This window comes from Lentzea californiensis, assembly GCF_024648825.1.
Lineage (GTDB): Bacteria > Actinomycetota > Actinomycetes > Mycobacteriales > Pseudonocardiaceae > Lentzea > Lentzea californiensis.
On sequence record NZ_JANBBE010000022.1, the window covers coordinates 1 to 25,944 of the forward strand.

Consider the following 25,944-nt stretch of genomic DNA (forward strand, 5'->3'; position numbering starts at 1 on the left):
AGGCGGGCTGGAAGCGCCCGATGATGGGCAAGACCGGGACGACCGAGGAGTACAAGTCCGCGGCCTACCTGGGAGCCACCCCCGACTACGCCGCCGCCGTCCAGGTGTTCAACGACAGCACCTCGCCCAAGGGCATCTGCATCGGCGGCGGACCGCCGCGACTGTGCCCCGAGGGCAACATCTACGGCGGCACCGTGCCCGCCGCGACCTGGTTCGACACGATGACGAAGGTGCACGCCGACCTGCCGGAGAAACCCCTGCCGCAGGTCGAGGAGCGCTACCTGCGCGGTGACGGCCAGAAGTTCCCGGACGTCGTCGGATCCCCTGCCGCGACGGTGCCCCCTGCGAGGGTGCCCCCTGCGACGGCGCCCCCTGCGACGGTGCCCCCGGCGGAGGCGGCCCCTCCGCAGGCCACGGTGCCGTCGTCTCCCGCTCCCGCACCGTCGTCCCCCTCGCCTCCTCGCTGACGCCCGGCCGGCCGGTGGAGGTCGCGGAGCCGCGGACAGCGGTTCCGCGACCTTCACCGTGACGGGGGAAGTTCCACACTGGACGGATCCCGGTCGGGACGCATGCCGCGCCAGGCCGGATGCCGCAACCGGCCGTCCGGCGTCCACTGCCGGTACTCGACCTCGCCCACCAGTTCCGGCTCGACCCAGCGGGCGTTCCGGGCGTGCTCGCGCGGCACCTCGACGGCGAACGGGCTGGTGGGCCGCTCCAGCCTCTCCAGCTCCCGCTGCAGGTCGGCGAGCACCGTCCGGCTGAAGCCCGTGCCGACGTGGCCGACGTACACCAGGCCGCCCTGGCCGTCGTGGGCGCCGAGGAGGAGCGAGCCGAGCCTGCCCGCGCGGTTGCCCTGCCCCACGCGCCACCCGCCGATCACGACCTCCTGGGTGTACCGGAACGGCGTTTTCACCCAGGCAGGTGACCGGCGGCCGGACTCGTACCGGGACTTGACGCGCTTCGAGACGATCCCCTCGAACCCGTACTGGCTCGCCACGTGCAGGACGTCCGCCGGATCGGTGTTCGGGAACGTCGGTGGCACCTGCACCGCGTGGTCGCCGGGCAGGCCCAGCTCGGCGAGCATCGCCCGCCGCGCGTCGTAGGGCACCGGCAACAGCGACCGCCCGTCCAGGTGCAGCAGGTCGAACACGAAGTAGGCGATGCGCGGCCGGCTCGGGCGCAGCTCGCGCACGCCGGGGGCGAGCTTGTCGCGTTGCTGGAGCAGCCCGAAGTCCGGCCGTCCTTCCTGGTCCAGCGCCACGATCTCGCCGTCGAGCACGGCGGTCCGGTGGTGCAGCAGGTCGGGCAGGATGCTCAGCTCGGGGAAGCGCCGCATGAAGTCGAGGTCGTTGCGGCTGATCAGCTGGACGTCGCGGCCCCGGCAGTGCGCGACGCCGCGGTAGCCGTCCCATTTGAACTCGACGGCCCACCCGTCGTCCTGCGGCGCGCTGCCCGGGGTGGCGAGCATGGGGCGGACGAGGTCGAGCGGCCGGCCCGCTGGTGCCGTGCTTTCCACCTGGCAGCCCTCCTCCGTCCGTCCCTGCCAGTCATGGTCAGCGAGAATCGCCGAGGTCGCGACACGGAACCCGCCCGGCTCGCGTGCAGCGTCCGCACTGTGACGCAGGGTCGCCTCGAACGAGTTTTGATCGCTACGGGCGAGGTACCCCGTCCAGGTGATGCCAGCAGAACGGAGCCATGTCTTGGCCAACGGAGGTCCTGCTGATGCGTGGCTCACGCTGGAACTCGCCGACACCGCGCCCGACACCGGAAAGGTCCGGCGATGGGTCGAGTCGGTCCTCCCAGGTCTGCACGAGGACGATCTTCTCGATGTGCTGCTGGTGATCACGGAGCTGGTGTCCAACGTGTACGACCACGCCCGCTTCCCTGCGCGCCTCAAGTTGCGCAAGTCGGCCGACCCCTGTGCCGTCAGCATCGTCACCGAGGACGCTTCGCCGTTGCTGCCCGAGATGCAGCCCTCCTCGCCCGGTTCGGTGCGAGGCCGCGGTCTGATCATGGTGGACAAGCTGTCCGAACGGTGGGGCGTCGCCCGGCAGGCGATCGGCAAGTGCGTGTGGGCCGTCGTGCCCTGCCCCGCGACGCCCTGACCGGGATCAGTGTTCGGCGGCCGGGGCCTGCTGGGCGAGCTCCGCGGTCGGGTGGACGACGAACAGGTCCGTGAGGCCGAGCAGCCCGAACACCTTGCTCAGGTGGCGTGGCACGGCCGCCAGCGCGATCGACGAGCCGGTCCTACCGGCGTGTGAGCGTGCCGCGATGAGCGCGGCGATTCCGCTGGAGTCGCAGAACGTCAGACCGGACAGATCGACGACCAGCTGATCACCGTCGCGCAGCGCGAGCTGCTGGATGGCCTCGTGCGCGGCGGGAGCGGTGGCCGAGTCGAGCTCGCCCGCGAGGGTGAGGACCAGTCCGGTCGGAACGGCCTTGGTCGTGGTGCTGAACCTGGTGCTCACGAGTCCCCGCTTCCTGGTAGGGGGATGCTCAGGGCGAGCAGAGCCGTGTCGTCCTCCACGCCGTCACCGAAGCCGGTGAGCAGCGCGGTCAACGCGGTGATGACCTCGGACGCGCCGGTCGCCGCCGACGCCGCGAGGAAGTCGAGCAGTTCCTCTTCGCTGTAGCGCTCCCTGCTGGCGCCGACCGGGCGGGCTTCGGTGAGGCCGTCGCTGTAGAGCAGCAGGGTGTCGCCTGGCCCGAGGTGTGCTGTGACCTCGGTGAACTTCGCGTCGGGGATCGCCCCGACGAGCATTCCGCCCGGAGTGTGCAGGAACTCCGTCACGCCTCCGGCGCGCACCACGACCGCCGGCGGGTGCCCGCCGCTGACCAGGGTGATGGCGCAGCCCGTGGCATCGGGGACCAGAGAGCCGTAGACGACCGTGCAGAACCGGGTGTCCCCGCCACGGTACTGCTGGTGCAGCACGGTGTTCAGGTTGTCCAGGACCTTGACCGGTTCGGGGTTGTACACCGCGGCGGAGCGCAGGGTGTAGCGGGCCAGCGAGGTCACCACGGCCGCCTCGGCGCCTTTCCCGGACACGTCACCGAGGAAGAACCCCCAGCTGTCACCGGTGAGCGGGAAGAGGTCGTAGAAGTCTCCGCCGACCTCGTCGACCGAGGCCGGGTGGTAGTAGGCGGCCACCTCCATCCCCGGCACCGGCATCAGCGAGGGTGGCAGGAGGGTCCGCTGCAGCGTCGAGGCGAGCTCCCGCGCCCGGTCGCGCTCGGCCTCGGACACCTGGCGTGCCCGCAACAGCTCGCGTTCGTACGCGCGGCGGTCGCGGGCGTCGAAGATCGTGATGCGGATCAGCTGCGCGGCGCCGTCCTCGCCCTTCTTCACCCTCGACGTCACCAGCACCGGCAGCCGCGACCCGTCCGCGGCCTTCAGCTCCAGCGCGAGGCCACCGGCTTCGCCGTGCATCGTCAGCATCGGCCCGATGTGGGTCTCGTAGTACATCCGGCCGCCCACGGTCAGCAGGTCGGAGAACCGCCGCCGGCCGACCAGCTCGTCCCGCCCGGCCCCCAGCCAGCCGAGCAGCGTGCCGTTGACCTTGGCGATCGTGCCGTCCATCAGCGTGGACAGGTAGCCGCACGGAGCGTTCTCGTACAGGTCCTCGGCGCTGTCCTCCAGCAGCGCGGAGAACAGCGCGCCGACACCGTCCTCGTCGCCGCCTCCGCCACCACCGGTGGCGTCGGCCTCGCACATCACGGCGCACCCACGAACTCGAGGATCGCCGCGGCGGTGGCCTCGGGAGCGCTCAGCTGCGGGCAGTGCCCGGTCGCGTCCAGAGTCACCAGCTCGCTGCCGGCGATCTGCTCGTGGACGAACCGGCCGACCTCCTGCGACGCGATGGCGTCCTGTGCGGTCTGGATCACCAGCGTCGGCACCGCGACCTTCGGCAGGTCGGCGCGGTTGTCGGAGAGGAACGTCGCCCTGGCGAACACCCTGGCGATCACCGGGTCGGTGCGGCAGAAGCTGTCGGTCAGCTCGCCGCCGAGCTCGGGACGGTCCGGGTTGCCCATGATCACCGGCGCCATCGTCGCCGACCAGCCGAGGTAGTTGGAGTCGAGCGACTCCAGCAGCTCGTCGATGTCGTCCCGGCTGAACCCGCCCCGGTAGTCCCCGTCGTCGACGTAGCACGGCGACGGCGTCAGCAGCACCAGCTTCGCGAACCGGTCCGGCTCGCTGTTCGCCGCCAGCACCGCGATCATCGCCGACACCGAGTGCCCGACCAGCACGACGTCGCGCAGGTCCAGCGCGGAGCAGATCTCCAGCACGTCCTCGGCGTAACCGTCCAGCGTCGAGTACCGCTCGGCCGACCACGCCGACGCGTCCGACCTGCCCGAGCCGATGTGGTCGAACAGGACCACACGGTACCGCTCGGCCAGCGCCGGCACGATCAGCCGCCACAGGTTCTGGTCGCACCCGAAACCATGCGCGAGCACCACCGCCGGGCCGTCGGCGCGACCGAGCACGGTCACGTTGTTCCTGGTCGTCACGTCCACGGCACCCATCCTGCCAGTGGTTCGCCCTGGGCAACCTTCCAATCCGGACGCGGCGGGGCACCGGACGGCTCAGCGGTGCCCTGATCGGGTTCCGCGGTTTGCGACGGTCGTCCAGCGGGTACCGGAGCACTTCGAACGTCTTCACAGAAGAGGACCGGTTCGGCATGGCCGCGAGCGATGAACCTCCCTCCGCACCGACGCCCCTCTCCCTGGAGCTGCACGAGCACACACCCTCGCTGTCCGCGATGCGCCGCTGGATCTCCGACGCGTTCGGCGACCTGTCCGAAGACGTGGTCGAGGACGCGCAGCTGACCGTGACCGAGCTGGTCAGCAACGCCTACGACCACGGTCGGCACCCCCGCCAGCTCCGCCTCCTGCGCATCGAGGCCTCCCGTTGCCTGCGCATCGAGGTGGACGACGCCTCACCGGACATGCCCACCCTCGGCCGGTCCAGGCTCAGCGACACACGGGGACGCGGCCTGATCATCGTGAACAAGATCGCCGAGCAGTGGGGCGTCCTGCCGCACTCGGTCGGCAAGACCGTCTGGGCCGAACTCCTCTGCGACTAGACCAGGGCGCGGCCGAGGATCGGGGCACGCCGCCGATCAGTCCGCCAGCCGGTCGAGGGAGATCCGCCTTTCGAGCACGTCCCGCGAGACCTCCAGCACCGAGCGCCGCTCGGCGAACGCGTGCGCCCGCAGCCTGGCGAAGGCGTCCTCCAGGCTGATGCGCAGCTTCGCCGCCAGGACACCGGTCGCCATGTGCACGTCCTGATAGGACACTTCCATCCGGAGCTTGTCCTCGTCGTCCGCGAGCTCGTTCTCCAGCAACGCGAGCGTCGCCACGTCGGCCAGCAGGGCCGCGTCCGCGAACGCCTCCGCGGACAGCCCGCCGGGACGGCGCCGGTACAGGTCCAGGGTGCCGAGCCGGATGCCGCCGATCTGCAGGGGGAACGCGAACATCGCGGCGAGGCCCTGCTCCGCGGCCGCGTCGGCGAAACCGGGCCACCTGCCCTGCTCTGCGCTGACGTCGCGGACCAGCACCGGGCCACCGCCGTTGCAGGCCTCCACCGCGGGACCCTCGCCCAGCGTGTACTGGAGTTCCTCGATCGACGCCGCCCAGCCGTCGCTGGCACTGACCATCTCCTGCGCCCGCGCGCCGCCGCGGAGCACCAGCGCGGCGGCGTCCACTCCCGGCAGGACCTGCACGCACACCGCACACAGCGCCAGAGGCCACTCGGACCCCGCGGTGCGGTCCGCGATCATCCGCTCGAGCCGGTCCCGACGCTGCCCGTCCACGCTCGGCCCCTCGCACCGGTGCTGTTGTGAAGCACCAGGATACGAACCCCTCGCGACCTCCGCGAACTCCGCGGGCAGGCGGCACCCGCCACGAGGCGCCGACCGGTCCATCCACGGTGGCCGGAAGCAGGAGCGGCGCGGGTCCGGACCCTTGTGCGGACAGGCGGATAGCCGGCTACTTGGAGGCGTCGTAGGCGAGGTGCAGCCAGTCCGACGCCGCAACGGCCGACAGGGTGGTCGTGACCAGCCGGGTGGCCTTCGGCGCGAGCACCAGGCCCGCGGTGAGCGCGCTCGCCACCCACACGCCCGAGCAGAACGGACAGGTCATGAGTTCACCGGCGGCGTGGCGCACGCCGTCACCGCGCACGCTCTCGTTGACCTCGGCGGCACCGGCGGGCTGCTCGTAGCGGGTGAACGGCGCCCGCAGCACGCTGGTGATCGAGGACTTGGTGAGCAGCCTGCTCGCCTTGTGGGTGGCCACGGCCAGCAGCACCGTGTCGCCTGCCGTGAACCGCTCGGGCAGCCGTGTTCCCCTGCGCCGGCCGACGGCCGTGGCGATGCCCGCCAGCGCGCCGAACGTGCACAACGAGGCCAGGTACCCGAACAGCGGGCGGCGTTCGTCCTCGGCGTAGGCGCCCTGGACGCGGTGGAAGGACTCGGCGATCGACATGGCGAAGGTGTTGCCACCACCGGTGCCGTCAAACCCGCGGCCGCCCGGCTTGTGCGGGTCGATCGTCACAACGGCACGAGAGCGCCGTTGTCCCGGACCGCGGCGATCGACAGCGTCTTGTAGCCGACGTCGTCGAACAACACGACGAGCCGGTCCGGTTCGGCGTGCAGGACCGTGCCGCGGCCCCATTCCTCGTGACGCACGACGGTGTTCGCCGGGTACCCGGCGGGTTCCCCGGCTTCGGCGGGCAGGCCCTCGTCGCAGGTGTCGCAGTTCCCGCACGGCTCGTCCAGCCGTTCTCCGAAGTACCCGAGCAGGAACCGCCTGCGGCACGAGCGCGCCTCCGCGTAACCGTGTGCCACCTCGATCCTGGAGCGGTCCCGCCTCCGCCGCCGCTCGACGTCCTGCTCCACCGCGGCGACGGCCTGCGCGGGCGCGGGAGCGTCCGGGACGTACCGGATCCCGTTCTCGGTGGTGCGCACCACCGCGGCGCCCTCCAGGAGGTTCACCAGGTTCGTGACCTTGCGGCGGGACAGCCCGAGCTTCTCGGCCAGTTCACCGATCCGGACTCCCGAACGGCTGCGGCGCACGGCCGCGGCGACCTGCCGCACCCCACCGCGGTCGAGCCTGCCGCCGGTGAGGAACCGGTGCAGGCCTCGGTCTTCCGCCCGGTGGAACAACATCACCTCCGCCGGGGCGCCGTCGCGGCCCGCGCGGCCGATCTCCTGGTAGTAGGCGTCCAGCGAGCCCGGCATCGCGGCGTGCGCCACGAACCGCACGTCCGGCTTGTCGATGCCCATTCCGAACGCCGACGTGGCGGCCACGACGCGGATTCCACCGGACATGAACTCGTCCTGCACCCGGCGCCGGTCGGCCGCCTTCATCCCGGCGTGAAAGGCCGCCGCGGACACACCCCGGCCGGCCAGATCGGCGGCATACCGGTCAGCGTCCTTGCGCGTGGGCACGTACACCAGGCCGGAACCCTCGCGCTGCACCACCCAGTCGATCACCGCGTCCGTCCGCGTGGCCTCGTCGGCGCAGAACCGCGCCGCCAGGTGCAGGTTCGGCCGGTCGAAGCCGGCGACGATCACCGCCGGGTCCCGCATGCCCAGGTGCTCGGCGATGTCGGCCCTGACGGGCCCGCTCGCCGTGGCGGTGAGGGCCAGCACCGGCGGGTGGCCCAGCCGTTCGACCACGTGCCGCAGCCTCAGGTAGTCGGGCCTGAAGTCGTGGCCCCACGCGGACACGCAATGAGCTTCGTCCACGACGAACAGTGAGGGCTTGGCCCGTTCCAGGCGTTCGAGCGCCTCGTCCTTGGCGAGCTGTTCGGGAGAGAGGAACAGGTACTCCGCGTCCGCGTCGGTGATGGACCGCCACGAAGCCTCGTTGTCCCGCGCCGGTTGTGCCGAGTTCACCGCGGCGGCCGGGGGCGCGTCGTTGGCGCGCAGACCGGCCACCTGGTCGCGTTGCAGCGCGATCAACGGCGACACCACCACCGTCGGTCCGTCCAGCAGCATCGCGGTGACCTGGTAGACGGCGGACTTCCCGGCGCCGGTGGGCATGACGACCACCACGTCCCGTCCCTCCAGCAGGTGCTGCATGCCGGCCAGCTGCTCGGCGCGCAGCTCGGTCCAGCCGAACGCCTCCGCGGCCGTGCGCCGCAGTTCCGACTCGCTCACACGGTCTCCCTCGTCAGCGGGTCCGCTCTCGCCCGCGCCACAGGGACCTACCCGCGCGTCAGCGGTTCAGTCCCGCCCCGCCCCGCTTTTCCCGCCGACCTGGAACAGGGGAAGTCATGGCACCCAGCGCATGCGTGCGCGGTAACTGTGCCCACACGGCTACCTGATGGCGGTCTATCATCGGCTGCGCACCCGGCTGGGCCTGGGTGCCTCGACCACCGCTCTGGACCCCGGCGGCGCCTGCTTCTCCCGTCCTGGTGTCAGGAGTGCCGCCATGGCTCTGCCGGATCGTCCTCCCGCCGATCAGCAGCCCCGCGATCGATCGGTTCCTCCGAGGTCACAGGGCTGGAGGCAGACACACAAGCGTTGCGCGCCACGGACTACCGGCACGGCGGCGAGTCCTGTCTGACCGCCGTCGGCGCTCTGCTCCGCGAGGGCGACCGGATGCTCACCGCGTCCGCGCCCGAGAAGGTGCGGCAGCAGCTGTACGTGGCTTTGGGCGACCTGCACAACGTCGCCGGCTGGGCGTACTTCGACGCCGGGTTCGCGGACGAGGCCCGCACGCGTTTCTGCCACGCCCTGGTGCTGGCGGGACTCGGCCGGCACACCGGGCTGACCGCGAACGTGTGCTACCGGCTGGGCCGGGTGTGCCTGCACCAGGAGGACCTCGACGAGGCGTCGGCGTACTTCCAGCTCGGGCAGCTCGCGGCAAAGCGGTCCGGTGACGAGATCGGCGGGAGCATCCTGTCGATGAACTCGGCGTGGACCTTCGCCAAGAAGGGCTCGCGGGACGGCGCCCGGACGCTGCTCGACCGCGGCCGGGGCCAGTTCGCCGCCGCCGACCACAGCAAGGTGCCCGGCTGGGCGCGGTTCTTCACCGCGGCGGACCTGTCCGCGCTCACCGGTGCCGTCCACACCGACCTGGCCCAGACCGTGGACCGGCAGCACGCCCGGACCGCCGTCCCGCTGCTCGTCGAGGCGATCGACGGCTACGGCGACGACATGGCCCGCAGCCGCGCGTTCAGCCTCATCCTGCTGTCCATCAGCCACCTGGTCGAGGGCGACGTCGACCAGGGCGTGGACGTCGGGTTCCAGGCGCTGGTGTCCGCCGGCACCCTGGGCTCGGCCCGCGTGAGGGACCGCATCCGCCCGCTCGCCGCGCACGCCCGCCGGCACGGCTCCCACGGTGGGGCGCGGGAGTTGGCGGCGCGCGTCAGCGCCATGCCCGCTCCACCGGCCGGGGAGCGACCGTGAACGGCAGGCAGGCCGCGCAGTTGCTGGGGCTGCTGCCCGGCCCGCAGCAGGAGGTGCTGAGGATGCGACTGGTGTACGGGCTCTCCGCCGAACAGACCGCGGCCGTGCTGGGCTCCACGCCCGCTGTCGTGCGCCTGACCCAGCACGAGGCCCTCGAAGTGCTGCGCAAGGAACTCGCCGCGCGAAGCGGCCCCCCTCAGGGCGCGGTCCCGAGGGATTAGAGTGAGTTCTCCTTCGGAAGTCACGACAGAGGACGCTCCTGATCACGGGAGGCTGAGCGGTGAGCAGTGAACGGCTGGCCAAGGTGCTGGGGTACCTCGCCGCCGACGCGGCGAGCCACGGCGCCGAGGTGTCCAGCGAGTCGGCCTGCGACGCCGGCGTCCGCCTGGCCGGGGTGACCGGCGTTCAGCTCACGCTGATGAGCGGCCCTGATCGCGGGGAGTCCCGGTACGCCACGGACGAGGTGGGCGCCCGGCTCGAGGAGCTGCGGTTCACACTGGGTGAGGGGCCTTGCGCGGACGCGTTCCGCACAGGCGTGCCGGTGCTGGCCGGAGAGCTCGACACCGGACCCAACCACCGGCGGTGGCCGCTGTTCGTGCCCGCGGCGCTCGAGATCGGCGCGCGGGCGGTGTTCGCGTTCCCGCTGCGCAGCGGGGCCATCCGGATGGGTCTTCTCGTCCTGCACCGCACGCGTCCCGGTGCGATGACCCACGAGCAGATGTCGGACACCCAGGTCCTCGCCGACGTCATCCTGTCGTTGCTGCTGGACGAGCTCACGCGCGTTCAGGTCGAGAACAACACGCTGCTGGCCGACATGCCGTTGCGCCGCGCCGAGGTCCACCAGGCCACCGGAATGCTGTCCGTCCAGCTGGGCGTCAGCGTGGAGGAGGCCTTGGTGCGGCTGAGAGCGCACGCGTTCGCTGAGGAAAGGCCGGTGATCGACGTCGCCCGCGACGTGGTGGCCCGGCGTCTGAGACTAACCCCGGAAGCACGGCCTGATCCCGCGTGATCGCCGGCGACCGACCAACAGAGGTGGCCCGATGTCAGTGGAGAATATGGCCGAGACGTTCGTGCAGCTTGCCGACACCCTGGTCGCGGACTTCGACTCGGCCGAGTTCATGCATCTCCTGGCGGACCGTTGCGTCGACACCCTGGACGTCGACGCGGCGGGCATCCTCCTCGCCGACCACCACAGCGAGCTGTACGTGGTCGGCGCCTCCAGTGAGCGCGCCATGCTGGTGGAGCTGTTCGAGCTCCAGCACCGTCAGGGTCCGTGCATGGAGTGCTACCTCACCTGCGCGCCCGTGACCGTGGCCGACTTCACCGAGTCGTCGCAGCGCTGGCCGGAGTTCGCGGCGGTCGCCGTGAAGGCCGGGTTCCGCGCGGTGCACGCCCTGCCGATGCGGTTGCGGGAACAGACCATCGGCGCGCTGAACCTGTTCACCGCCGCGCCGGGCGCGCTGAGCAGTTCGACCGTCAGGGTGGCGCAGGCGATGGCGGACGTGGCCACGATCGGTCTGCTGCAGGCGAAGCTGCTCAACCAGCAGGAGCTGCTCGCCGAGCAGCTGCAGGGCGCGTTGCAGAGCAGAGTGCTCATCGAACAGGCCAAAGGTGTGCTCTCCGAACGCCTCCAGATCGGCATGGGCCCGGCGTTCGAAGCGCTCCGGCGGCACTCCCGCAGCCACAACCAGCACCTCAGCACCGTCGCCGAGGCGGTCATCGCCGGCACGGTCGACGTAACGGCGTTGGACGATCCGGGCACGCGCGGCTGACGCGCGACGACCTCCGGTGGGCGTGCGTGCTCCGAACGGGTTCAGGTGTGCGGCGCGGCGTGGCGGCTAGTACTCGGATGGACCAATCGTGCTCGGGCGGGACGTGGAAGCATGGACCGCGAGCGCTCTCGCCCCGGTCCCCGGCGATGACGCGGATGCCGGAAACCTGAGAATCGGGGCGTGTCGTGGACCACCGGGTGGCTGAGACCTTCGTCGAGCTGGCGGACACGCTCGTCCTCGGTTTCGACACCATCGACTTCCTGCACACCCTGACCGAACGGTGTGTCGAGCTGCTGCACGTGGGCGCGGCCGGAATCCTGCTGGCCGATCAGCAGGGCGTGCTGAACCTGGTGGCGGCCTCCACCGAGAGGGCGCGGCTGCTGGAACTGTTCCAGCTGCAGGAGGACGAAGGCCCGTGCCTGGACTGCTTCGACACCGGCAGACCGGTGGGGTGCGACGACCTGGGCGCGGCGCCGCAACGCTGGCCCCGGTTCGCGATGGCGGCGCGTGCGCAGGGCTTCGCCGCGGTCGACGCCGTACCGATGCGGCTGCGTGAGCAGGTGATCGGCGCGCTCAACCTGTTCCGGACGTCACCGGGACCGCCGTCCGAGGACGTCACCCTGCTGGCGCAGTCGTTCGCGAACGTCGCGGCGATCGGCATCCTGCACGTCCGCGCGCTGTGGCAGAGCGAGATGATCGCCGAACAGGTGCAGAACGCGCTCGACAGCGGCGTCACGATCCAGCAGGCCAAAGGCATCCTGACGGTCCGCCTGCAGATCGACCTCGCGGACGCGCTCTCGTTGCTGCGGACGCACGCCCGCAACTCCAACCAGCTGCTGTCCGACGTCGCCCAGCAGGTGATCGACGGGCGCCGCGCGTCCTCGACCTGACGCCCCCGGAACGCCTTGACCTCGACCAATGTTCAGGTTCTAGCGTGATCGCGGAAGGTGGCCGAGCGGCTGCCGCAGGATCGTCCAAGGGGAGACCCGTGACCGCGGAACCACCACTGCACCTGGGTTTGATCGTCGGCAGCACCAGGGAGGGCAGGTTCGGCACGACCGTGGCCGACTGGGTCCTCGGCCACGTCCGGCGACGCGCGGACGTCACAGTCGACGTGATCGACCTGGCCGAGGTGCCGTTGCCCACCGTGCAGCAGGCCGTCCCCGTGGTGACCGGGGTGTACCCGTCGCCGGACGTCCGGGCGTTCGCCCGGCGGATCGGCGCGGCGGACGGGTTCGTCGTGGTGACCCCGGAGTACAACCACGGCTATCCGGCCTCGCTCAAGCTCGCGATCGACTCGGTCTACGTCGAGTGGAACGCCAAGCCCGTCGCGTTCGTGTCCTACGGCGGACTGGCCGGCGGCTCCCGGGCCGTCGAACAGTTGCGCCAGGTGTTCGCCGAGCTGCACGCCACCACCATCCGCGAAACGGTCTGCTTCGCCATGGCGCACTCGCGGTTCGGCGAGGACGGCCGGTTGCTCGACCCGGACGGCCCGGACCTGGCCGCGACATCGCTGCTCGACCAGCTCACCTGGTGGGCAGGTGCGCTTCGGGACAAGCGCGAGAAACGCGCGTACAACACCTGAGCACGGCGGCGACTTGACCTGGACGAAGGTCGAGGTTGCATCGTGGACGCGTGCGAAACAACCCTGCAGTCGTCCTCGTGGCCGTCCTGCTCTCCAGCCTCTCGCTCCCGATCACGCTGACCGGTGCGTCGGTGGCGTTGCCCGGCATCGCCGCGGACCTCGACGCCGGCCTGCCCGCCGTGCAGTGGGTGGTGAACGGCTACATCGCCTGCTTCGCGAGCTTCATGCTGGCCGCCGGATCGATGGCCGACATGGTCGGCCGGCGGCGTGTGTTCGCCACCGGTGTCTCCGTCTTCGCCGCCGGTGGCGTGCTCAGCGCGTTGTCGTGGAACGTCCTCGTGCTCGACGTCCTGCGCGCGCTCGCCGGCGTCGGTGCGGCCGCCGCGGCCGCCAGTTCCGCCGCCCTCCTCGCGTCCGCCTTCACCGGCAGGGCGCGGATCCGGGCGTTCAGCTACTTCGGCACGGCGCTGGGCGTGGGCCTCGCGTTCGGGCCGACCGCCGCCGGTCTGCTGGTCGACGGCTTCGGGTGGCAGGCCGTGTTCGCCGGGCCCGCGCTCGTGTGCGTCGTCGTGCTCTGCCTCGTGCCGATGCTGCCGGAGTCGGCGGAACCGGGCTCCCGCAAGGTCGACTGGGCCGGCACGGCGACTTTCACGCTCGCGTTGCTGTTGCTGATCGCCGGGTTCGTGCAGGGACCGGCCTGGGGATGGTCGTCGCCCGCGGTGCTCGTCGCGTTCGCCGGCTCGGTCGTGCTGCTGGTGGCGTTCGTCGTCGTGGAACGGCGCCAGGCCCAGCCGATGTTCGACCTCGCCTTGCTGCGCAACGGGAAGTTCATCGGGATCTCGCTGGCCGGCGCGATGATCGTGTCGGTGCCGTTGCCGCTGATCGTGTACCTGCCCGCCTACTTCACCGAGGTGCTGGGCATGTCCACCGGCGAGGCGGGGGTCGTGCTGGTGCTGATGACCGGGTTGACGCTGCTGCTGCCACCGCTGGCGCCGCTGGTCACCAAAGTCGTTTCGCCGCAAGGAGTCGTGGTGCTCGCGGTCGCCCTGGTCGGCATCGGCGCGGCCTGGCTGACGGTGATCGAGCCGGGGGCGTCGGTGCTGTCGATCGCGGGACCGCTGCTCACCATCGGCGCCGGGTTCGGCATCTCGATCGGGTTGATCGACGGGGTCGCGGTCGGCAGCGTGGATCCCAGTCGCGCCGGGACCGGCGCCGGGATGTTCAACACGGTGCGCCTCGGGCTGGAGACCGTCGCCATCGCCGTGGTGGGCGCCGTGCTGGCCACGTCGACCGGCGGCAGGCTCGCCGAACCCGGTTACACCAGCGGCCTGCACGTCGTGCTGTGGTGGATGGCCGGTCTCGCCGCGGTTCTGGCCGTGGTGCTGGCGAAGGTGTTGCTGCGCCGTGCAAACGACACGGCACAGCAGCACCCGGAACGCTCCGCGGTGTGACCCTTGAGACCATCAGCCTGTGGCTCTCAACCTCGTCGCGAAGGACCTGGCCTGTTCCGGACGGCGTGGTGGGCGGCCATGCGGACGGGCGCGTTCACGACGCCGAACCCGCGGTAGTCGCCGATCCGCTGGACCACCTCGAAGAACACCCTCGCCCCGGCCAGTTCGGTGTAGAAGTGCAGGTACTCACCGCGTTCGTCGCGGTCGTAGAGCACCGACTGCTCGCGCAGCGCGCTGACGCGTCCGGCCGGCAGACCGGTGCGCGCCAGGAGGTCGTCGTAGTAGTTGCCCGGGATGTCCAGCAGCCGTGCGCCCCGCTGCCTCAGGGCCTTGGCGCACTCGACCGCGTCGGCGCAGGTGAAGGCGATGTGCTGGGGTTCCTCGACGGCGGGCGCCCAGCCACCTCGCCGGACCAGCGCGGCGTCCAGGGTGAGGCGGACGCCCCCGCCGCTCACACCGCGGCCGCGCACCAGGCCGAACGGCGCCGCGAACTCCGCCGTCGCTCCCGGTTGCAGGCCCAGCACCGAACGGTAGAACAGGCCCGCCTCGTCGAAGTTGTCGAAGGGCTGGGTCAGCGCGACGTGGTCGATGCCGGTGATGCCGGCCTGCGGGCCCGACTCACCGGTCGGCACGAAGTCGCCGAGCCAGTCGTCGTCGGCGCACAGGAAGATCTGGGTTCCGTCGGGTGCGGCGATCGCGGTCAGCGGCGCCTCGCCGGGGCCGGTCTCCCGTGACAACGGTGGCGCGAGCATGACCTCCGCGCGTCGTGCCGCGGCGGCCGGATCCGGCACGGAGAGACCGAGTGCGCCGATCGCGCCGGGTTCGCCCTCGGCGTTGACGAGCACGCGTGCGTCGCCCTGCGTCCACAGCTCCACCGGCTTCGAGCGGTGCACGGCTTCGCGGGTGAAGCCGAGCAGGGCGAGGCCCGACTCCCCCACGACCTCGGCGAAGGCGTAGCCGGCGGGGACGGGCGCGGCGGGAACGTCCAGCTGCCGCAAGGAGTCCTGGAGGCTGAGCAGCGACCGCATGGCGTCGACCGCGGCGCGGTGCGGGTCGGACTGGCGGAAGACGTCGTTGAACACCTCGAGCGAGAGCGGGCCGCGGTACCCGGCGTCGAGGACGTTGCGGGTGAACGTCGTCAGGTCGAAGTCGCCCTGTCCCGGGAAGAGGCGGTGGTGGCGGCTCCACTGGAGCACGTCCATCGGCAGCGTCGGCGCGTCGGCGAGCTGCAGGAAGAAGATCTTCTCGCCGGGGATCGCGCGGATCGCCCTGGGATCGTCCCCTTTGGACAGGATGTGGAAGCTGTCGAGGCAGACGCCGAGCGACGGGTGGGCGGCGCGGCGCACGATCCGCCACGCGTGTTCGTAGCCGTTGACGTACCGGCCCCAGGCGAGCGCCTCGTAGGCGATGCGCAGACCGCGTTCGGCCGCACGGGTCGCGAGCAGGTGCAGCTGCTCGGCCGCGAGATCGTCGTCGTCGATGGCGTCGGGCGACACCGACGAGCACACCAGCACGGTGTCCACGCCCAATTCGGCCATGACGTCGAACTTGTGGCTCGCGCGGCGCAGGTTGGCGGCGAGCACGTCCGGCGGCACGGCCTCGAAGTCGCGGAAGGGCTGGTACAGGTCGATGCCCAGCCCGAGGTCGGCGCACCGCTTGCGGATCTCCGCGGGGCTGCGGCGGTCCGCGAGCAGGTCGTTCTCGAAGATCTCGATGCCGTCGAAGCCCGCCTCGGCGGCCGCGGTCAGCTTGTCCTCCAGCGTGCCGGACAGGCACACGGTGGCGATGGCGGTGCGCGCGTCAGGACGCATGTGCGGGTTCTCCTTCCAGTTCCGCGAAGTGCGCGAGCATCCGGTCGGGGTCCGGCTCGGCGCCGGTGAACAGCCGCAGCGACTCCGCGGCCTGGAGCACGACCATGCCGCCGCCGTGCAGCACCCGGCAGCCGCGTGCCCGCGCGGCGGCGAGGAGCGCGGTCTCCAGCGGCCGGTAGACGATGTCGGCGACCCAGAGTTCGCCGCGCAGCAACGACTCGTCGATCGGCAGGCCGGGATGGGCCGCCATGCCGGTGGGGGTCGCGTGGACGAGGCCGTCCGCGGTGCGCACCGCCTCGGGTGTGCAGACGGCGGCCCGGCCGGCGCCGAACCTGCTTTCCAGCGCTGCCACCAGTTGCGCGCTCCGGCTCTCGTCGACGTCGTGGACGCCGAGGTGGCCGGTGCCGAGCGACAACAGCGCGTGGGCGACGGCGGCCCCGGCCCCGCCCGCTCCGAGCTGCACGACGTTCGCCATCGCGGCGTCCGGCAGGCCCCGGCGCAGGCTGCGGGCGAAACCGGTTGCGTCCGTGTTGTGGCCGATCGCCCTGCCGTTCTCGAAGACCACGGTGTTGACGGCGCCGAGCGCGGCCGCCTCCGGGACGACCTCGTCGAGGTGCGGCAGGACCGCCTGCTTCGCCGGATGGGTGATGTTGAGCCCGTCGAACCCCTCGGACCTGGCCGCGTTCAGCACGTCGCCCACCGGCAGTCCGATGACGTCGAGGTCGAGGAGCCGGTACGCGTAGCCCAGTCCGAGCTCGGCCGCCTCGCGCTCGTGCAGGGCCGGGCTGAGGGACGGGCCGATGCCGGAACCGATGAGCCCGATCAGGTAGTTGGCCATCCGGCCTCCCGGATTAATGTACGAACTAGTGAGTTCACGTTAGCGCACCGAGTCGCCGTCAGGAAGTGCTGGACTAGAGTTGGCTGGTCATCCGCAGATCTAAGGGGGCTCGGTGGCCGCACCGCCGTCATCCGATGCCGAGCGCCAGCGGGACAAGGACCGCACGCGCGCAGACATCCTGGAAGTAGCCACGCGGGAGTTCGCGGACAAGGGCTACACGGGGGCACGGGTCGACGAGATCGCCGAGCGCACCAGCACGACCAAGCGGATGATCTACTACTACTTCGGCGGCAAGGAACAGCTCTACATCGCCGTGCTGGAGCAGGCCTACCTGGCGATCCGGGCGCTGGAGGCCGAGGTCGACGTCGAGCACCTCGAGCCGGAGGAGGGCATCCGCCGGCTCGCGGAGCTGACCTTCGACCACCACGAGGCGCACCCCGACTTCATCCGGCTCGTCAGCATCGAGAACATCCACCGCGCCGAGCACATCGCCCGTTCCGAAGTGCTGGCGGGCCTCGCGAACCCGGCGCTCGACGGCCTGACGAAGCTCCTCGAACGAGGCCGCGCCGCCGGCCGGTTCCGCGCCGACGCCGACCCGCTCGACGTGCACATGGTGATCAGCTCCTTCTGCGTGTTCCGGCTCGCGAACAGGCACACGTTCGCCGCGATCTTCGGGCGGGACATGCTCGACCCCGGCCGCCGCGACCACCACCGACGCATGCTCGGTGACATGCTGATCGATTATCTGACCAGCTGAAATCTGACTCTTGACACGCAGGGGTGGCGTATCCGACCTTGTATTAACTAACTAGGTCGTACATGGGAGTACGCCGTGACCACACCGATGGCCCGCAAGACTGCGCTGGCAGCCTGGATCGGCAGCGCCCTCGAGTACTACGACTTCTTCATCTACGGCACCGCCGCCGCGCTGGTGTTCAACAAAGTCTTCTTCCCGGCCGCCGATCCGGCGACGGGGACCCTGCTCGCACTGGGCACGTTCGGCGTCGGCTACCTCGCCCGGCCGCTCGGCGCGCTCGTGCTCGGGCACGTCGGCGATCGCTTCGGCCGCAAGAAGGTCCTCGTCTTCACGCTGCTGCTGATGGGCGTGGCGACCTTCGCCGTCGGCTGCCTGCCCACCTACGACACCGCCGGTGTCCTCGCACCGATCCTGCTCGTCTTCCTCCGCCTGCTGCAGGGACTCTCGGCTTCGGGCGAGCAGGCGGGCGCGAACTCGATGTCGCTGGAACACGCGCCGGAGCACCGCCGCGGGTACTTCACCAGCTTCACCCTGAGCGGCACGCAGGCTGGACAGATCCTCGCCACGGCGATCTTCCTGCCCGTGGCCGCGCTCCCCCAGGAGGACCTGCTGACCTGGGGCTGGCGGGTGCCGTTCTGGTGCAGCGCGGTCGTCGTGGTCGTCGGCCTCGTCATCCGCCGCAAGCTCGACGAGACCGCCGAGTTCAAGCGCACCAAGCCGGCCAAGCTGCCCGTCGCGACGCTGTTCCGGACGCACTGGGCCGACGTCCTGCGCGTCGTCGTCGCGGCCACCATCGCCTCGGTCAGCACGATCTTCACCGTCTACGCCCTGAGCTACGCGGTGAACACGATCGGCCTGGCGCGCACACCGATGCTCTGGGTCGGCGTCCTCGCCAACGTCGTGGCCCTGGCCGCGATTCCGTTGCTGGCAGGGCTTTCCGACCGGGTCGGCCGCAAACCGGTGTTCCTCGCCGGCTGCGGCGCGTGCGCCCTGCTGATCTTCCCCTACCTGTGGTCGATCTCCGTCGGCGCGTACGGACTGGTGTTCGCGCTCGGCATCCTGCTGTTCGGTGTGGCGTACTCGGCGATCAACGGCATCTGGCCGTCGCTGTACGGCGAGATGTTCAGCACCGAGGTCAGGCTGTCCGGCATGGCGATCGGCACGCAGATCGGGTTCGCCGTCGCGGGGTTCGCCCCCAGCGTGGTGGCGGCGATCGGCTCCGGCCGTGACGACTGGATCGGTGTCGCGATCTTCACGGCGGTGGTGTGCGCGGTCAGCGCCACCGCGATCGCGACGGGACGCGAGACCTTCCGGCGTCCGACGGCGGAGCTCGGGCGCCTGCCGCAGGAGCCGGCCGCGGTCGCGACCGCCAAGGCCTGACGCGTCGCTTCCTCCCCGTCCCCGTCCCGCGCTCGCGGGGCGGGGACGGGCTCGCCGGAGCAACGCCGTTGCGCTGATCGGAGCATTCGGAAACCTCGTGGAACCGGCGCGTCCGGCGCTGCGTCATCCTGGGGAACGACTGCGTTTCGGGGGAAGGACGGCACGTGCCGGAGGACATCACCAAGATCATCGGAGGCGCGTGATGTCGAATCCTCTGGTGGTCAAGCCAGACGCCGAGCCGTCGGGGTTCATGAACGCCGGGACGGGCGACAACGGCTGGGCGACGGGCATCCCCATCGCCGAGTCCGCGATGGACACGTTCAACGGCATCAAGGACGGCAACTGGGTCGAGGGCGGCCTGGGCATGGTGGGCCTCGTCGCGGACGCCGCGTCGATGGCGATCGACCCGTTCGGCACCCTGCTGTCCTCCGCGGCGTCGTTCCTGATGGAACACATGCAGCCGCTGAAGGAGGCGCTCGACTGGCTGGCGGGCGACCCGCCGGTGATCGAGTCGTACTCGGCCACGTGGAACAAGGTCGCCGAGGAGCTCGGCAAGGTCGCGCAGGACTACCAGCAGGCCGTGCAGGGCACCGCCGAGTGGCAGGGATCCGCCGCGGACGCGTACCGGGCCGCCGCGGGCGCCCAGGGCGACGCGATCACCGGTGCCGCGTCCGCCGCCGGTTCCGTCGGCACCGTCGTCGGCATCATGGGCATGGTCGTCGCCTTCGTCCGCGAGATGGTGCGCGACCTGATCGCCGACCTGGTCGGGAAGCTGATCGCGTGGGTGCTCGAGGCCGTGTTCACGCTCGGGTTCGGCACGCCGGTGATCGTCGCGCAGGCCGTCACCGCGATCTCCAAGTGGGCCACCCGCATCGGTGAGCTCATCCAGAAGCTCATCAAGACCATCAAGAAGGTCTCGCCGCTGCTCGGCAAGATCGTCGAGATCTTCACGAAGATCATGAAGGTCGTCGGCAAGATCGTCGGCAAGGTCACCGGCCTGGACGTGATCTCCACGAAGTCCATCAAGCCCGGCGGTCTCTTCCAGACCTCGAGCACGCCGGACCTCCCCAACGCCGGCGGCACGCACACCAGCGGCTCGCCCACGTCGTCCTCCCCTGACGCGCCAACGACTTCGTCGCCTTCGGGCCCGTCCGGTCCGTCTCCGTCACCGTCTTCGCCTTCCTCGCCTTCTTCGCCGTCCTCTCCGGACGGTCCGAGTCCGTCGTCGCCTTCGCCTGGTTCGCCGTCGGCTTCCGCGCCTTCGCCGGGCGGACCTCCGTCCTCCCCGAACTCGCCGTCGCCGAACGGGCCTTCGTCCTCGCCGAACGGGCCTTCGTCCTCGCCGGGACCGGACGGCCCCAGCACGTCGAACGCCCCTTCTCCGGGTTCTCCGGGTTCGCCTTCGAGCGGTGGGCCGTCAGGTGGCCCGTCGGGCCCGAGCACGCACGGTCCGACGGCGTCTCCCGACGCACCGGCTGCCCCGCCGCGCAACACCGGCCAGACCACCCAGGCCGGCGTAGCGGCACCGGAAGCACCCTCGCAGCACGCCCCGTCCGCGCCACGCGACGGCGGACCGCCGTCCAGCTCCGCGACCACTCCGCAGCAGGGCCCGATGGGCGGCCCCGCCGGAGGTCCCGCCGGCAACCCCGCGGGTGGTTCGCCCGCAGGTGGCGGCGCACGTCCGGGTTCCGGCGGAGGCTGGACCGGCACGCCGGGCGCACGCGGTGACCTGGGCTCGGGAATGCCTTCGCAGCGCACCCCGGACATGTCCCCGTCGTCGGCCAGGCCGTCGGCCCCCTCGCAGCCGAACTTCGGCCCGTCCGGCTCCCCGAACGCGCCGCACGGCCCGAGCGCACCGCACTCTCCCTCCGCACCGCATGCGGGCACGCCGAACGCTCCGCACGGCGCACCCCACAGTCCTAACGCGCCATCGGGACCGAACTCGCCGTACGGCCCAAGTGCGCCTCACAGCCCCAATGCACCATCGGCACCTCACGGCGGCCCCGGTGCGCCAGCACCACACAGTCCCAACACTCCGTCGGGTCCCGGCGGCCCTGGCGCGCCGCACTCGCCCGACGGGTCGCACGGTGGTCCTGGGACCACGTCGCCGTCGGCACGGACGGACGCGCCGACGCGCCCGCAGTCGACCACCTCGCCGACTCACGCGGACGCTCCCCATGCCGGACCGAGCGGCCCCGGCACCAGCCCGCACACGGCGCAGCAGCCCGGCTTCGGGCCGGGTCCGGGGACGCCGCACGCCGGTGGTCCCGGCCCGCACACGCCTGGCGGCCACGGCCCCGGCGGCCACCCCAGCGGCCCGAGCAGGCCGGACTCCCCCGCGCCGCACCAGCGTCCCGACGCCAACCGTCCCGACGGCGCCCGCCCACGTGGTGCCGACGGCCCCGTCACGCACCCCGGTCAGCGTCCCGACGCGCCCGGTCAGCCGCACAACCGTCCCGACGGCTCGCGACCTGACACGTCCCGACCGGACGGCAGCAGGCCGGACGGCACGCGGCCCGACGGCACCCGTCCAGACGGCAACCGTCCAGACGGCAGCAGGCCCGACGCCAACCGACCGGACGCCAACCGTCCCGACGCCGCGCGACCGGACGGCCCCGGTCAGGGCCCCGACAGCCCCCACCGCGACGCCGACGGCCCCGGCCACCACAACGACGCCGACAACCGGCCCGACAACGACGCGCCGCAGTCGCACGCGGAAGAGCGGCCCTCGCCGGAGCAGGCCCACGAACGGCACGCCGAGCAGACCCCTGCCGGTGTGTCGCACCACGGCGGCGACCGCGACATGGGCGACCTCCCCCACCGGGTGCCGGAGGACCCGCGGTTCTTCACGGCCGACGTGCACGTCACGCCGGACGGCCGCGCTCGCGTCGGCGGGCACGACTACACGCCCGCCGAGTACGCGGACATGTTGCGGCGCAGCGGTTACGACGGCAGCAGGCCCGTCCGGCTGATCGGCTGCGACGCCGGCAGCAACGACTTCGCGCAGCAGCTCTCCCGGCACCTCGACGCGCCGGTCGTGGCGCCGACCAGGCCCGCGTGGACGGACAGCAACGGGCGGGTCTTCACCAGTGACGTGGAGATCGGGCCCGACGGCACGCGCTCGCCGCGGATCCCCCCGAACGGCGAGTGGGAGACGCACCACCCGGACGGGTCCAGGACCAGGGCCAGCGAGGACGGTTACGCGCCCGGCAGCGACCGGAACACCGACGGCGCCGACGCAAGGGACCGCGGGGACGCCGACAGCCCGGAGAACAGCACCGCGCCGGAGAACCAGGACGCGCCGCGCCGACCGGATCCCGAGCACATGCCGATCCCGAAGGATCGGATCATCCGGCCGGACGACCCGAGCTACAACGAGCGGTTCGTCGACTACGACCGGCCGACGCACCAACCGGTCGACCCGGACAACCCGGACGCCCCGCGGCAGCCGCTCAACCGGCACGAGGAGATCCAGGCGCCGCACCGCGACCGCGAGACCGTGCCGGACGGCAACACCCAGCCCGACCGGCTCCAGCCGATCGAGGCCCCCGAGACGGTGCCGGTCCCGCTGCGGGACCACCAGCCGTTGCAGCCGTGGACCGAGTACCCGGTCACCAACCAGAACGGCACGCGCACGACGTTCATCACCGACGGCGACGGCAACGTCAAGTGGGTCGAGGCCACGCCGGGCCGGCAGGACATGGCGGTCGACGGCAAGGGCAAGTGGTCCGGGTTCAACCCCGACCTCAGCCACCCGTTGCTGCCGGACGTCCAGTACCGGGTGCCGAACACCCACAACCCCGACAAGGTGCTTTCCTTCCACACCAACGAGCACGGGCAGACCGACGCGATGACCGGCGAGGTCGAGGCGGGCGGGCAGAACACGAAGTACCGCGACGACGACTCCGGCAAGGGTGCGCAGCAGCGGGCCTACCAGGAGGGCGAGGCCGCGTACCCGAACGACCCGCCGAACCGCACGCTCACGCGGGAGGAGCTGGAGAACTCGCGCATCAAGTGGGCCGGTGGTCACCTGCTGGCCAACGAGCTCGGCGGCCTCGGCGAGTACATCAACATGCACCCGCAGATGGCCGCGTCCAACTCCGGCAACATCCGCGACGGCTGGGTGCACGCCGCTTCGTGGCGCGAGAAGGAGAACTACCTCGTCGAGTTCGCCTCCAAGGAGCACCAGGACGTCCAGAACTACGAGGTGCGGGCCACGCGCGACGCCGACGGTGTTCCGGGCGAGGTGGCCATGCGCTGGCGGGAGGTCACGTACGAGGTCGACGCGAACGGCAAGCCGAAGCTGGACGAGGACGGCAATAAGATCGTGGAGAACGTGGTGACCAAGGAACGTGTCTTCCCGAACCGTCCGGAGGTGAACTATGGACCCACGAACCGATACGCGAATCGCTGAGATCTGCACGCTGCTGGAAGCAGGTGCCCCGGCCGGGTGGAGCCGCGTCACGCTGGACGTCTGGGCGAACGTGCTGGCGTACGAGCTCGCCGCGGCGGCCAAGACGGCGGAGGGCGGGTTCGCGGGCGAAGTGCGGCTGGCGGACATGACCGAACGGCTGCAGGAGCTCCGCGAGCAGATGTACGAGGAGGACCGCGGCGCGTGGCTGTCGGCGCGGTTCGTGCTGCACCGCGAGGCTGAGCCCGAGGTGACGTTCAACTACGACGAGGACCCGCGGTGGTCGCCGGAGCTGCACCCGGCGATGTTCGTGCGCGACCTGGAGGCGTTCCCGCGCGCGGACGAGCACCTGCGCGGCTGGTTGCGCGAGACCGTCGAGCGCGGGCTCGAACTGCAGCGCGCACACGAGGCGAGCCTGGCCGATCAGTAGGCTGGCTGTGCCCCACCGCGACCTAGGAGAAAGCGAACAACCATGGCGAACTGGCCGGCGCTCAGCCCGACCGAGCAGCAGGAGAAGCTCGCGGAGATCACCCAGGAGATCCTGCCGACCCTGCCGCACGGCTGGGTGCGCCTGGTGGTGCGCGTCAAGATGATCGGCATGCACAGCGAGGCCGACACGGGCGTGAAGATGCCGGACGGCACCGTGCGCGGCTGGTCGTTCCCGCCGGACGCGTGGCGGAAGTTCCAGCAGTTGCGCAAGGGCATGTACGTCGAAGGGCTCGGCTCGTTCATCCAGTTCGAGTACGTCCTCGACCCGCCCGGCAGGTACAGCATCACCTACAACCGCAACGAGGACCCGAAGTTCGACGAGGCGCCGTCGGCGGACGACTTCGCGACGGAGCACGACTGGTTCCCGCGGTCCGACGAGCAGATGCCGGACTGGTTCCGCACCGGGCTCGCGAACGGCTGAACCGGAATTGTCAGACCCCCTTGCTACGGTCGTTTCAGCTGATCAACGCGAGGGGGAGGACCGTGGCTGCTGCCACCACGTACCTGGAGCTGTCCGAGTCGAGCGGAAGCGCGCACAAGTTCTACGAGGTCGTCGTCGACGGCACGAGGGTGAGCATCACCTTCGGCCGCATCGGTGAGCGGGGCTCGACGCGCGAGTCCACGTTCGCCGACGAGGCCAAGGCCGTGAGCGCCGCCGAGAAGAAGATCGGCGAGAAGGTCCGCAAGGGCTACGCGCCGGCGGTCAAGGGCGGGCGGCAGCGGCGGGCGATCACCCGGCGCGAGATCGCGAGCGTGCAGTCCAGTGCACGGCAAGCCCCTGTGCTGTGGCGGTTCCACTCCGGTGCGCCCGCGTTCGGCATCTTCATCGGCGAGGACGAGGCCTGGGTCGGCAACGAGCGCGGTGACGTCTTCACGCTCGCGCACGACGGCCGGGTCACCGGGCGCTACGGCTTACCGGACGGCGTGAAGTGCATCGTCGCCGACGACTTCTGGATCTACGCCGGTTGTGACGACGGGCGCGTGTACGACCTGGGCGGCAAGGTTCCGCGCGTCGCGTACGAGATCGCCACGGACGTCGACATCTACTGGCTCGACATCGACGACGGCGTGCTCGGCGTGTCCGATCGGCAGGGCGGCATCACGATCGTCGACCACGAGGACGAGTTCCAGTGGTCGCGCCGCAGCGCGGGCGACAGCGCGTGGATGGTGCGGTGTGCGCCGGAGGGCGCTTTCCACGGGCACTCCCGAGGCGTCACGCACTACGCGGCGCGCACCGGCGATCCGGTGTGGCACGCCGAAACGACGGGTGCGGTGCTGTTCGGCTGGCAGGAGCCCACGGAGGTGTTCGCGGGCACGAGCCGTGGGTGGGTGCACCGGCTGTCGCGCGCCACCGGAGCAGAGACCGCGCGTTATCGTTGCGACGCGGCGGTTTTCTCGTGCGCCACCTCGCCGGGCGGCGACTACGTGTTCGCCGGCGACAACCACTCGTCGGTGTACTGCTTCGCGGCCGACGGCACGCGCCTGTGGAAGCTCGGCACGGGCTGTGGTTCCGCGTTCTCCATGCAGTACCGCGACGAGCGCCTCTACATCGTCACGACGGACGGCTCGCTGGCGTGCATCGACGCAAGCCCCGCGGCGATCCACGCGGCGGAGCAGGGCGAAGTGCCGCAGCGCAACGACATCAAGGCAGACCACTGGCAGCGCGTCGAGGCCACGGCCGAGGTGGAGACCGTGGTGGCGAGCGCGGTTCCGTCCGGCGGCGTGGTGGTGGAGTGCGTGCAGGAAGGCGGCCGCATGCGCGTCCGCGTGATCTCCGACGGCTACGACCGCTCCCGCGCCGTGCAGTTCCCGAAGGACATCCGGGTGCCCGGTGCGCGCTACCTGGTGACCGAGATCCACACCTCGGCGAGCGGCGGCTTCTACCGGGCGAGGGGAGAGATCAAGCGCCTCCTCTGAGCGGCCGGAGAAGCGCACCGACTGGTGGACGGGATCGCGAAACGCCTTGCCTGCCAAGCTTCCTGCCACTGAGGCATTCCACCGCTGGGGAACCAGAAGCGCGCCACGGTCGTCCCCCAC

At 71.2% G+C, this 25,944-nt stretch carries 24 protein-coding genes and 1 pseudogene; 16 read left to right on the plus strand and 9 right to left on the minus strand.

The window, feature by feature from the left end:
- Positions 1–467: pseudogene (locus LX88_RS42005) on the plus strand (penicillin-binding protein); the annotation flags it as partial.
- 53 nt (positions 468–520) lie between these two features.
- Here the strand turns inward: LX88_RS42005 and ligD are convergent.
- Complete coding sequence (gene ligD, locus LX88_RS42010) at positions 521–1,516, minus strand: non-homologous end-joining DNA ligase (RefSeq protein ID WP_258953329.1); 996 nt, start codon at positions 1,514–1,516, stop codon at positions 521–523.
- 184 nt (positions 1,517–1,700) lie between these two features.
- Between ligD and LX88_RS42015 the strand changes: the two genes are divergently transcribed.
- Entirely contained in the window at positions 1,701–2,105 is a 405-nt protein-coding gene (locus tag LX88_RS42015; RefSeq protein ID WP_258953330.1) for an ATP-binding protein, read from the plus strand.
- 6 nt (positions 2,106–2,111) lie between these two features.
- Here LX88_RS42015 and LX88_RS42020 read toward each other — a convergent pair whose 3' ends face one another.
- Genes LX88_RS42020 through LX88_RS42030 form a run of 3 tightly spaced genes read right to left on the minus strand, consistent with a single transcriptional unit; the run spans position 2,112 to position 4,512 of the window.
- Positions 2,112–2,468: an STAS domain-containing protein gene (locus LX88_RS42020; RefSeq protein WP_258953331.1), complete on the minus strand. Its 357-nt coding sequence runs from the start codon at positions 2,466–2,468 to the stop codon at positions 2,112–2,114.
- Positions 2,465–3,712 (minus strand): PP2C family protein-serine/threonine phosphatase, encoded by a 1,248-nt coding sequence (locus tag LX88_RS42025; RefSeq protein ID WP_258953332.1) that lies wholly within the window; start codon positions 3,710–3,712, stop codon positions 2,465–2,467. The genes LX88_RS42020 and LX88_RS42025 overlap by 4 nt, the downstream gene beginning before the upstream one ends.
- Positions 3,712–4,512 (minus strand): alpha/beta fold hydrolase, encoded by an 801-nt coding sequence (locus tag LX88_RS42030; RefSeq protein ID WP_258953333.1) that lies wholly within the window; start codon positions 4,510–4,512, stop codon positions 3,712–3,714. The genes LX88_RS42025 and LX88_RS42030 overlap by 1 nt, the downstream gene beginning before the upstream one ends.
- Positions 4,513–4,676: 164 nt before the next feature.
- Between LX88_RS42030 and LX88_RS42035 the strand changes: the two genes are divergently transcribed.
- Positions 4,677–5,081, plus strand: a complete 405-nt coding sequence (locus tag LX88_RS42035; RefSeq protein WP_258953334.1) for an ATP-binding protein — start codon at positions 4,677–4,679, stop codon at positions 5,079–5,081.
- 36 nt (positions 5,082–5,117) lie between these two features.
- Here LX88_RS42035 and LX88_RS42040 read toward each other — a convergent pair whose 3' ends face one another.
- The 3 genes from LX88_RS42040 to LX88_RS42050 form a co-directional block, all read right to left on the minus strand.
- Positions 5,118–5,810, minus strand: a complete 693-nt coding sequence (locus LX88_RS42040; protein WP_258953335.1) for a GAF and ANTAR domain-containing protein — start codon at positions 5,808–5,810, stop codon at positions 5,118–5,120.
- A 175-nt stretch (positions 5,811–5,985) separates the two neighbouring features.
- Positions 5,986–6,549 (minus strand): DUF1360 domain-containing protein, encoded by a 564-nt coding sequence (locus LX88_RS42045; RefSeq protein WP_308203493.1) that lies wholly within the window; start codon positions 6,547–6,549, stop codon positions 5,986–5,988.
- Complete coding sequence (locus LX88_RS42050) at positions 6,546–8,159, minus strand: RecQ family ATP-dependent DNA helicase (RefSeq protein ID WP_258953336.1); 1,614 nt, start codon at positions 8,157–8,159, stop codon at positions 6,546–6,548. Before LX88_RS42050 ends, LX88_RS42045 begins: the two co-directional genes overlap by 4 nt.
- Before the next feature lie 147 nt (positions 8,160–8,306).
- Between LX88_RS42050 and LX88_RS42055 the strand changes: the two genes are divergently transcribed.
- From LX88_RS42055 to LX88_RS42085, 7 genes are all read left to right on the plus strand, one after another.
- A complete protein-coding gene (locus LX88_RS42055; protein WP_504928596.1) occupies positions 8,307–9,413 on the plus strand; it encodes a tetratricopeptide repeat protein in 1,107 nt (368 codons plus the stop codon).
- On the plus strand, positions 9,410–9,634 hold the full coding sequence (locus tag LX88_RS42060; protein ID WP_258953338.1) for a sigma factor-like helix-turn-helix DNA-binding protein: 225 nt from the start codon (positions 9,410–9,412) through the stop codon (positions 9,632–9,634). Before LX88_RS42055 ends, LX88_RS42060 begins: the two co-directional genes overlap by 4 nt.
- 59 nt (positions 9,635–9,693) lie before the next feature.
- The gene (locus LX88_RS42065; protein ID WP_258953339.1) at positions 9,694–10,422 is read left to right on the plus strand and encodes a GAF and ANTAR domain-containing protein; all 729 of its coding nucleotides are present in this window, start codon (positions 9,694–9,696) and stop codon (positions 10,420–10,422) included.
- A 31-nt stretch (positions 10,423–10,453) separates the two neighbouring features.
- Positions 10,454–11,185 carry a GAF and ANTAR domain-containing protein gene (locus LX88_RS42070; RefSeq protein ID WP_258953340.1) on the plus strand — a complete coding sequence of 244 codons (732 nt, stop codon included), beginning with the start codon at positions 10,454–10,456 and terminating at the stop codon, positions 11,183–11,185.
- Positions 11,186–11,382: 197 nt separating this feature from the next.
- Positions 11,383–12,075 carry a GAF and ANTAR domain-containing protein gene (locus LX88_RS42075; protein WP_258953341.1) on the plus strand — a complete coding sequence of 231 codons (693 nt, stop codon included), beginning with the start codon at positions 11,383–11,385 and terminating at the stop codon, positions 12,073–12,075.
- Positions 12,076–12,173: 98 nt separating this feature from the next.
- The gene (locus tag LX88_RS42080) at positions 12,174–12,770 is read left to right on the plus strand and encodes an NADPH-dependent FMN reductase (RefSeq protein ID WP_258953342.1); all 597 of its coding nucleotides are present in this window, start codon (positions 12,174–12,176) and stop codon (positions 12,768–12,770) included.
- 50 nt (positions 12,771–12,820) lie between these two features.
- Complete coding sequence (locus LX88_RS42085) at positions 12,821–14,221, plus strand: MFS transporter (protein ID WP_258953343.1); 1,401 nt, start codon at positions 12,821–12,823, stop codon at positions 14,219–14,221.
- A 26-nt stretch (positions 14,222–14,247) separates the two neighbouring features.
- Here the strand turns inward: LX88_RS42085 and LX88_RS42090 are convergent, their stop codons facing one another.
- Together LX88_RS42090 and LX88_RS42095 are read right to left on the minus strand one after the other, a co-directional pair.
- Positions 14,248–16,032, minus strand: a complete 1,785-nt coding sequence (locus tag LX88_RS42090; RefSeq protein ID WP_258953344.1) for a sugar phosphate isomerase/epimerase and 4-hydroxyphenylpyruvate domain-containing protein — start codon at positions 16,030–16,032, stop codon at positions 14,248–14,250.
- Complete coding sequence (locus tag LX88_RS42095; RefSeq protein ID WP_258953345.1) at positions 16,022–16,870, minus strand: shikimate dehydrogenase; 849 nt, start codon at positions 16,868–16,870, stop codon at positions 16,022–16,024. Before LX88_RS42095 ends, LX88_RS42090 begins: the two co-directional genes overlap by 11 nt.
- Positions 16,871–16,982: 112 nt before the next feature.
- Here LX88_RS42095 and LX88_RS42100 point away from each other — a divergent pair, with 112 nt between their 5' ends.
- The 6 genes from LX88_RS42100 to LX88_RS42125 all read left to right on the plus strand — a co-directional run bounded on the left by LX88_RS42100 (position 16,983) and on the right by LX88_RS42125 (position 25,824).
- Positions 16,983–17,627 (plus strand): TetR/AcrR family transcriptional regulator, encoded by a 645-nt coding sequence (locus LX88_RS42100; RefSeq protein WP_090072656.1) that lies wholly within the window; start codon positions 16,983–16,985, stop codon positions 17,625–17,627.
- Between the two features lie 75 nt (positions 17,628–17,702).
- Positions 17,703–19,007 carry an MFS transporter gene (locus LX88_RS42105; RefSeq protein WP_258953346.1) on the plus strand — a complete coding sequence of 435 codons (1,305 nt, stop codon included), beginning with the start codon at positions 17,703–17,705 and terminating at the stop codon, positions 19,005–19,007.
- A gap of 202 nt (positions 19,008–19,209) precedes the next feature.
- Entirely contained in the window at positions 19,210–23,421 is a 4,212-nt protein-coding gene (locus tag LX88_RS42110) for a DUF8616 domain-containing protein (RefSeq protein WP_258953347.1), read from the plus strand.
- Complete coding sequence (locus LX88_RS42115; protein WP_258953348.1) at positions 23,390–23,848, plus strand: antitoxin YezG family protein; 459 nt, start codon at positions 23,390–23,392, stop codon at positions 23,846–23,848. Before LX88_RS42110 ends, LX88_RS42115 begins: the two co-directional genes overlap by 32 nt.
- A 42-nt stretch (positions 23,849–23,890) precedes the next feature.
- Positions 23,891–24,328 (plus strand): hypothetical protein, encoded by a 438-nt coding sequence (locus tag LX88_RS42120; protein ID WP_258953349.1) that lies wholly within the window; start codon positions 23,891–23,893, stop codon positions 24,326–24,328.
- A 62-nt stretch (positions 24,329–24,390) separates the two neighbouring features.
- The gene (locus tag LX88_RS42125) at positions 24,391–25,824 is read left to right on the plus strand and encodes a WGR domain-containing protein (RefSeq protein WP_258953350.1); all 1,434 of its coding nucleotides are present in this window, start codon (positions 24,391–24,393) and stop codon (positions 25,822–25,824) included.
- Positions 25,825–25,944 lie beyond the last annotated feature (120 nt).

Coding starts and splice junctions, on each gene's coding strand:
- LX88_RS42025 (WP_258953332.1), bottom strand. CDS start 3,712: ATGTGCGAGGCCGACGCCACCGGTGGTGGCGGAGGCGGCGACGAGGAC.
- LX88_RS42035 (WP_258953334.1), top strand. CDS start 4,677: ATGGCCGCGAGCGATGAACCTCCCTCCGCACCGACGCCCCTCTCCCTG.
- LX88_RS42070 (WP_258953340.1), top strand. CDS start 10,454: ATGTCAGTGGAGAATATGGCCGAGACGTTCGTGCAGCTTGCCGACACC.
- LX88_RS42090 (WP_258953344.1), bottom strand. CDS start 16,032: ATGCGTCCTGACGCGCGCACCGCCATCGCCACCGTGTGCCTGTCCGGC.
- LX88_RS42095 (WP_258953345.1), bottom strand. CDS start 16,870: ATGGCCAACTACCTGATCGGGCTCATCGGTTCCGGCATCGGCCCGTCC.
- LX88_RS42110 (WP_258953347.1), top strand. CDS start 19,210: ATGTCGAATCCTCTGGTGGTCAAGCCAGACGCCGAGCCGTCGGGGTTC.
- LX88_RS42115 (WP_258953348.1), top strand. CDS start 23,390: ATGGACCCACGAACCGATACGCGAATCGCTGAGATCTGCACGCTGCTG.
- LX88_RS42120 (WP_258953349.1), top strand. CDS start 23,891: ATGGCGAACTGGCCGGCGCTCAGCCCGACCGAGCAGCAGGAGAAGCTC.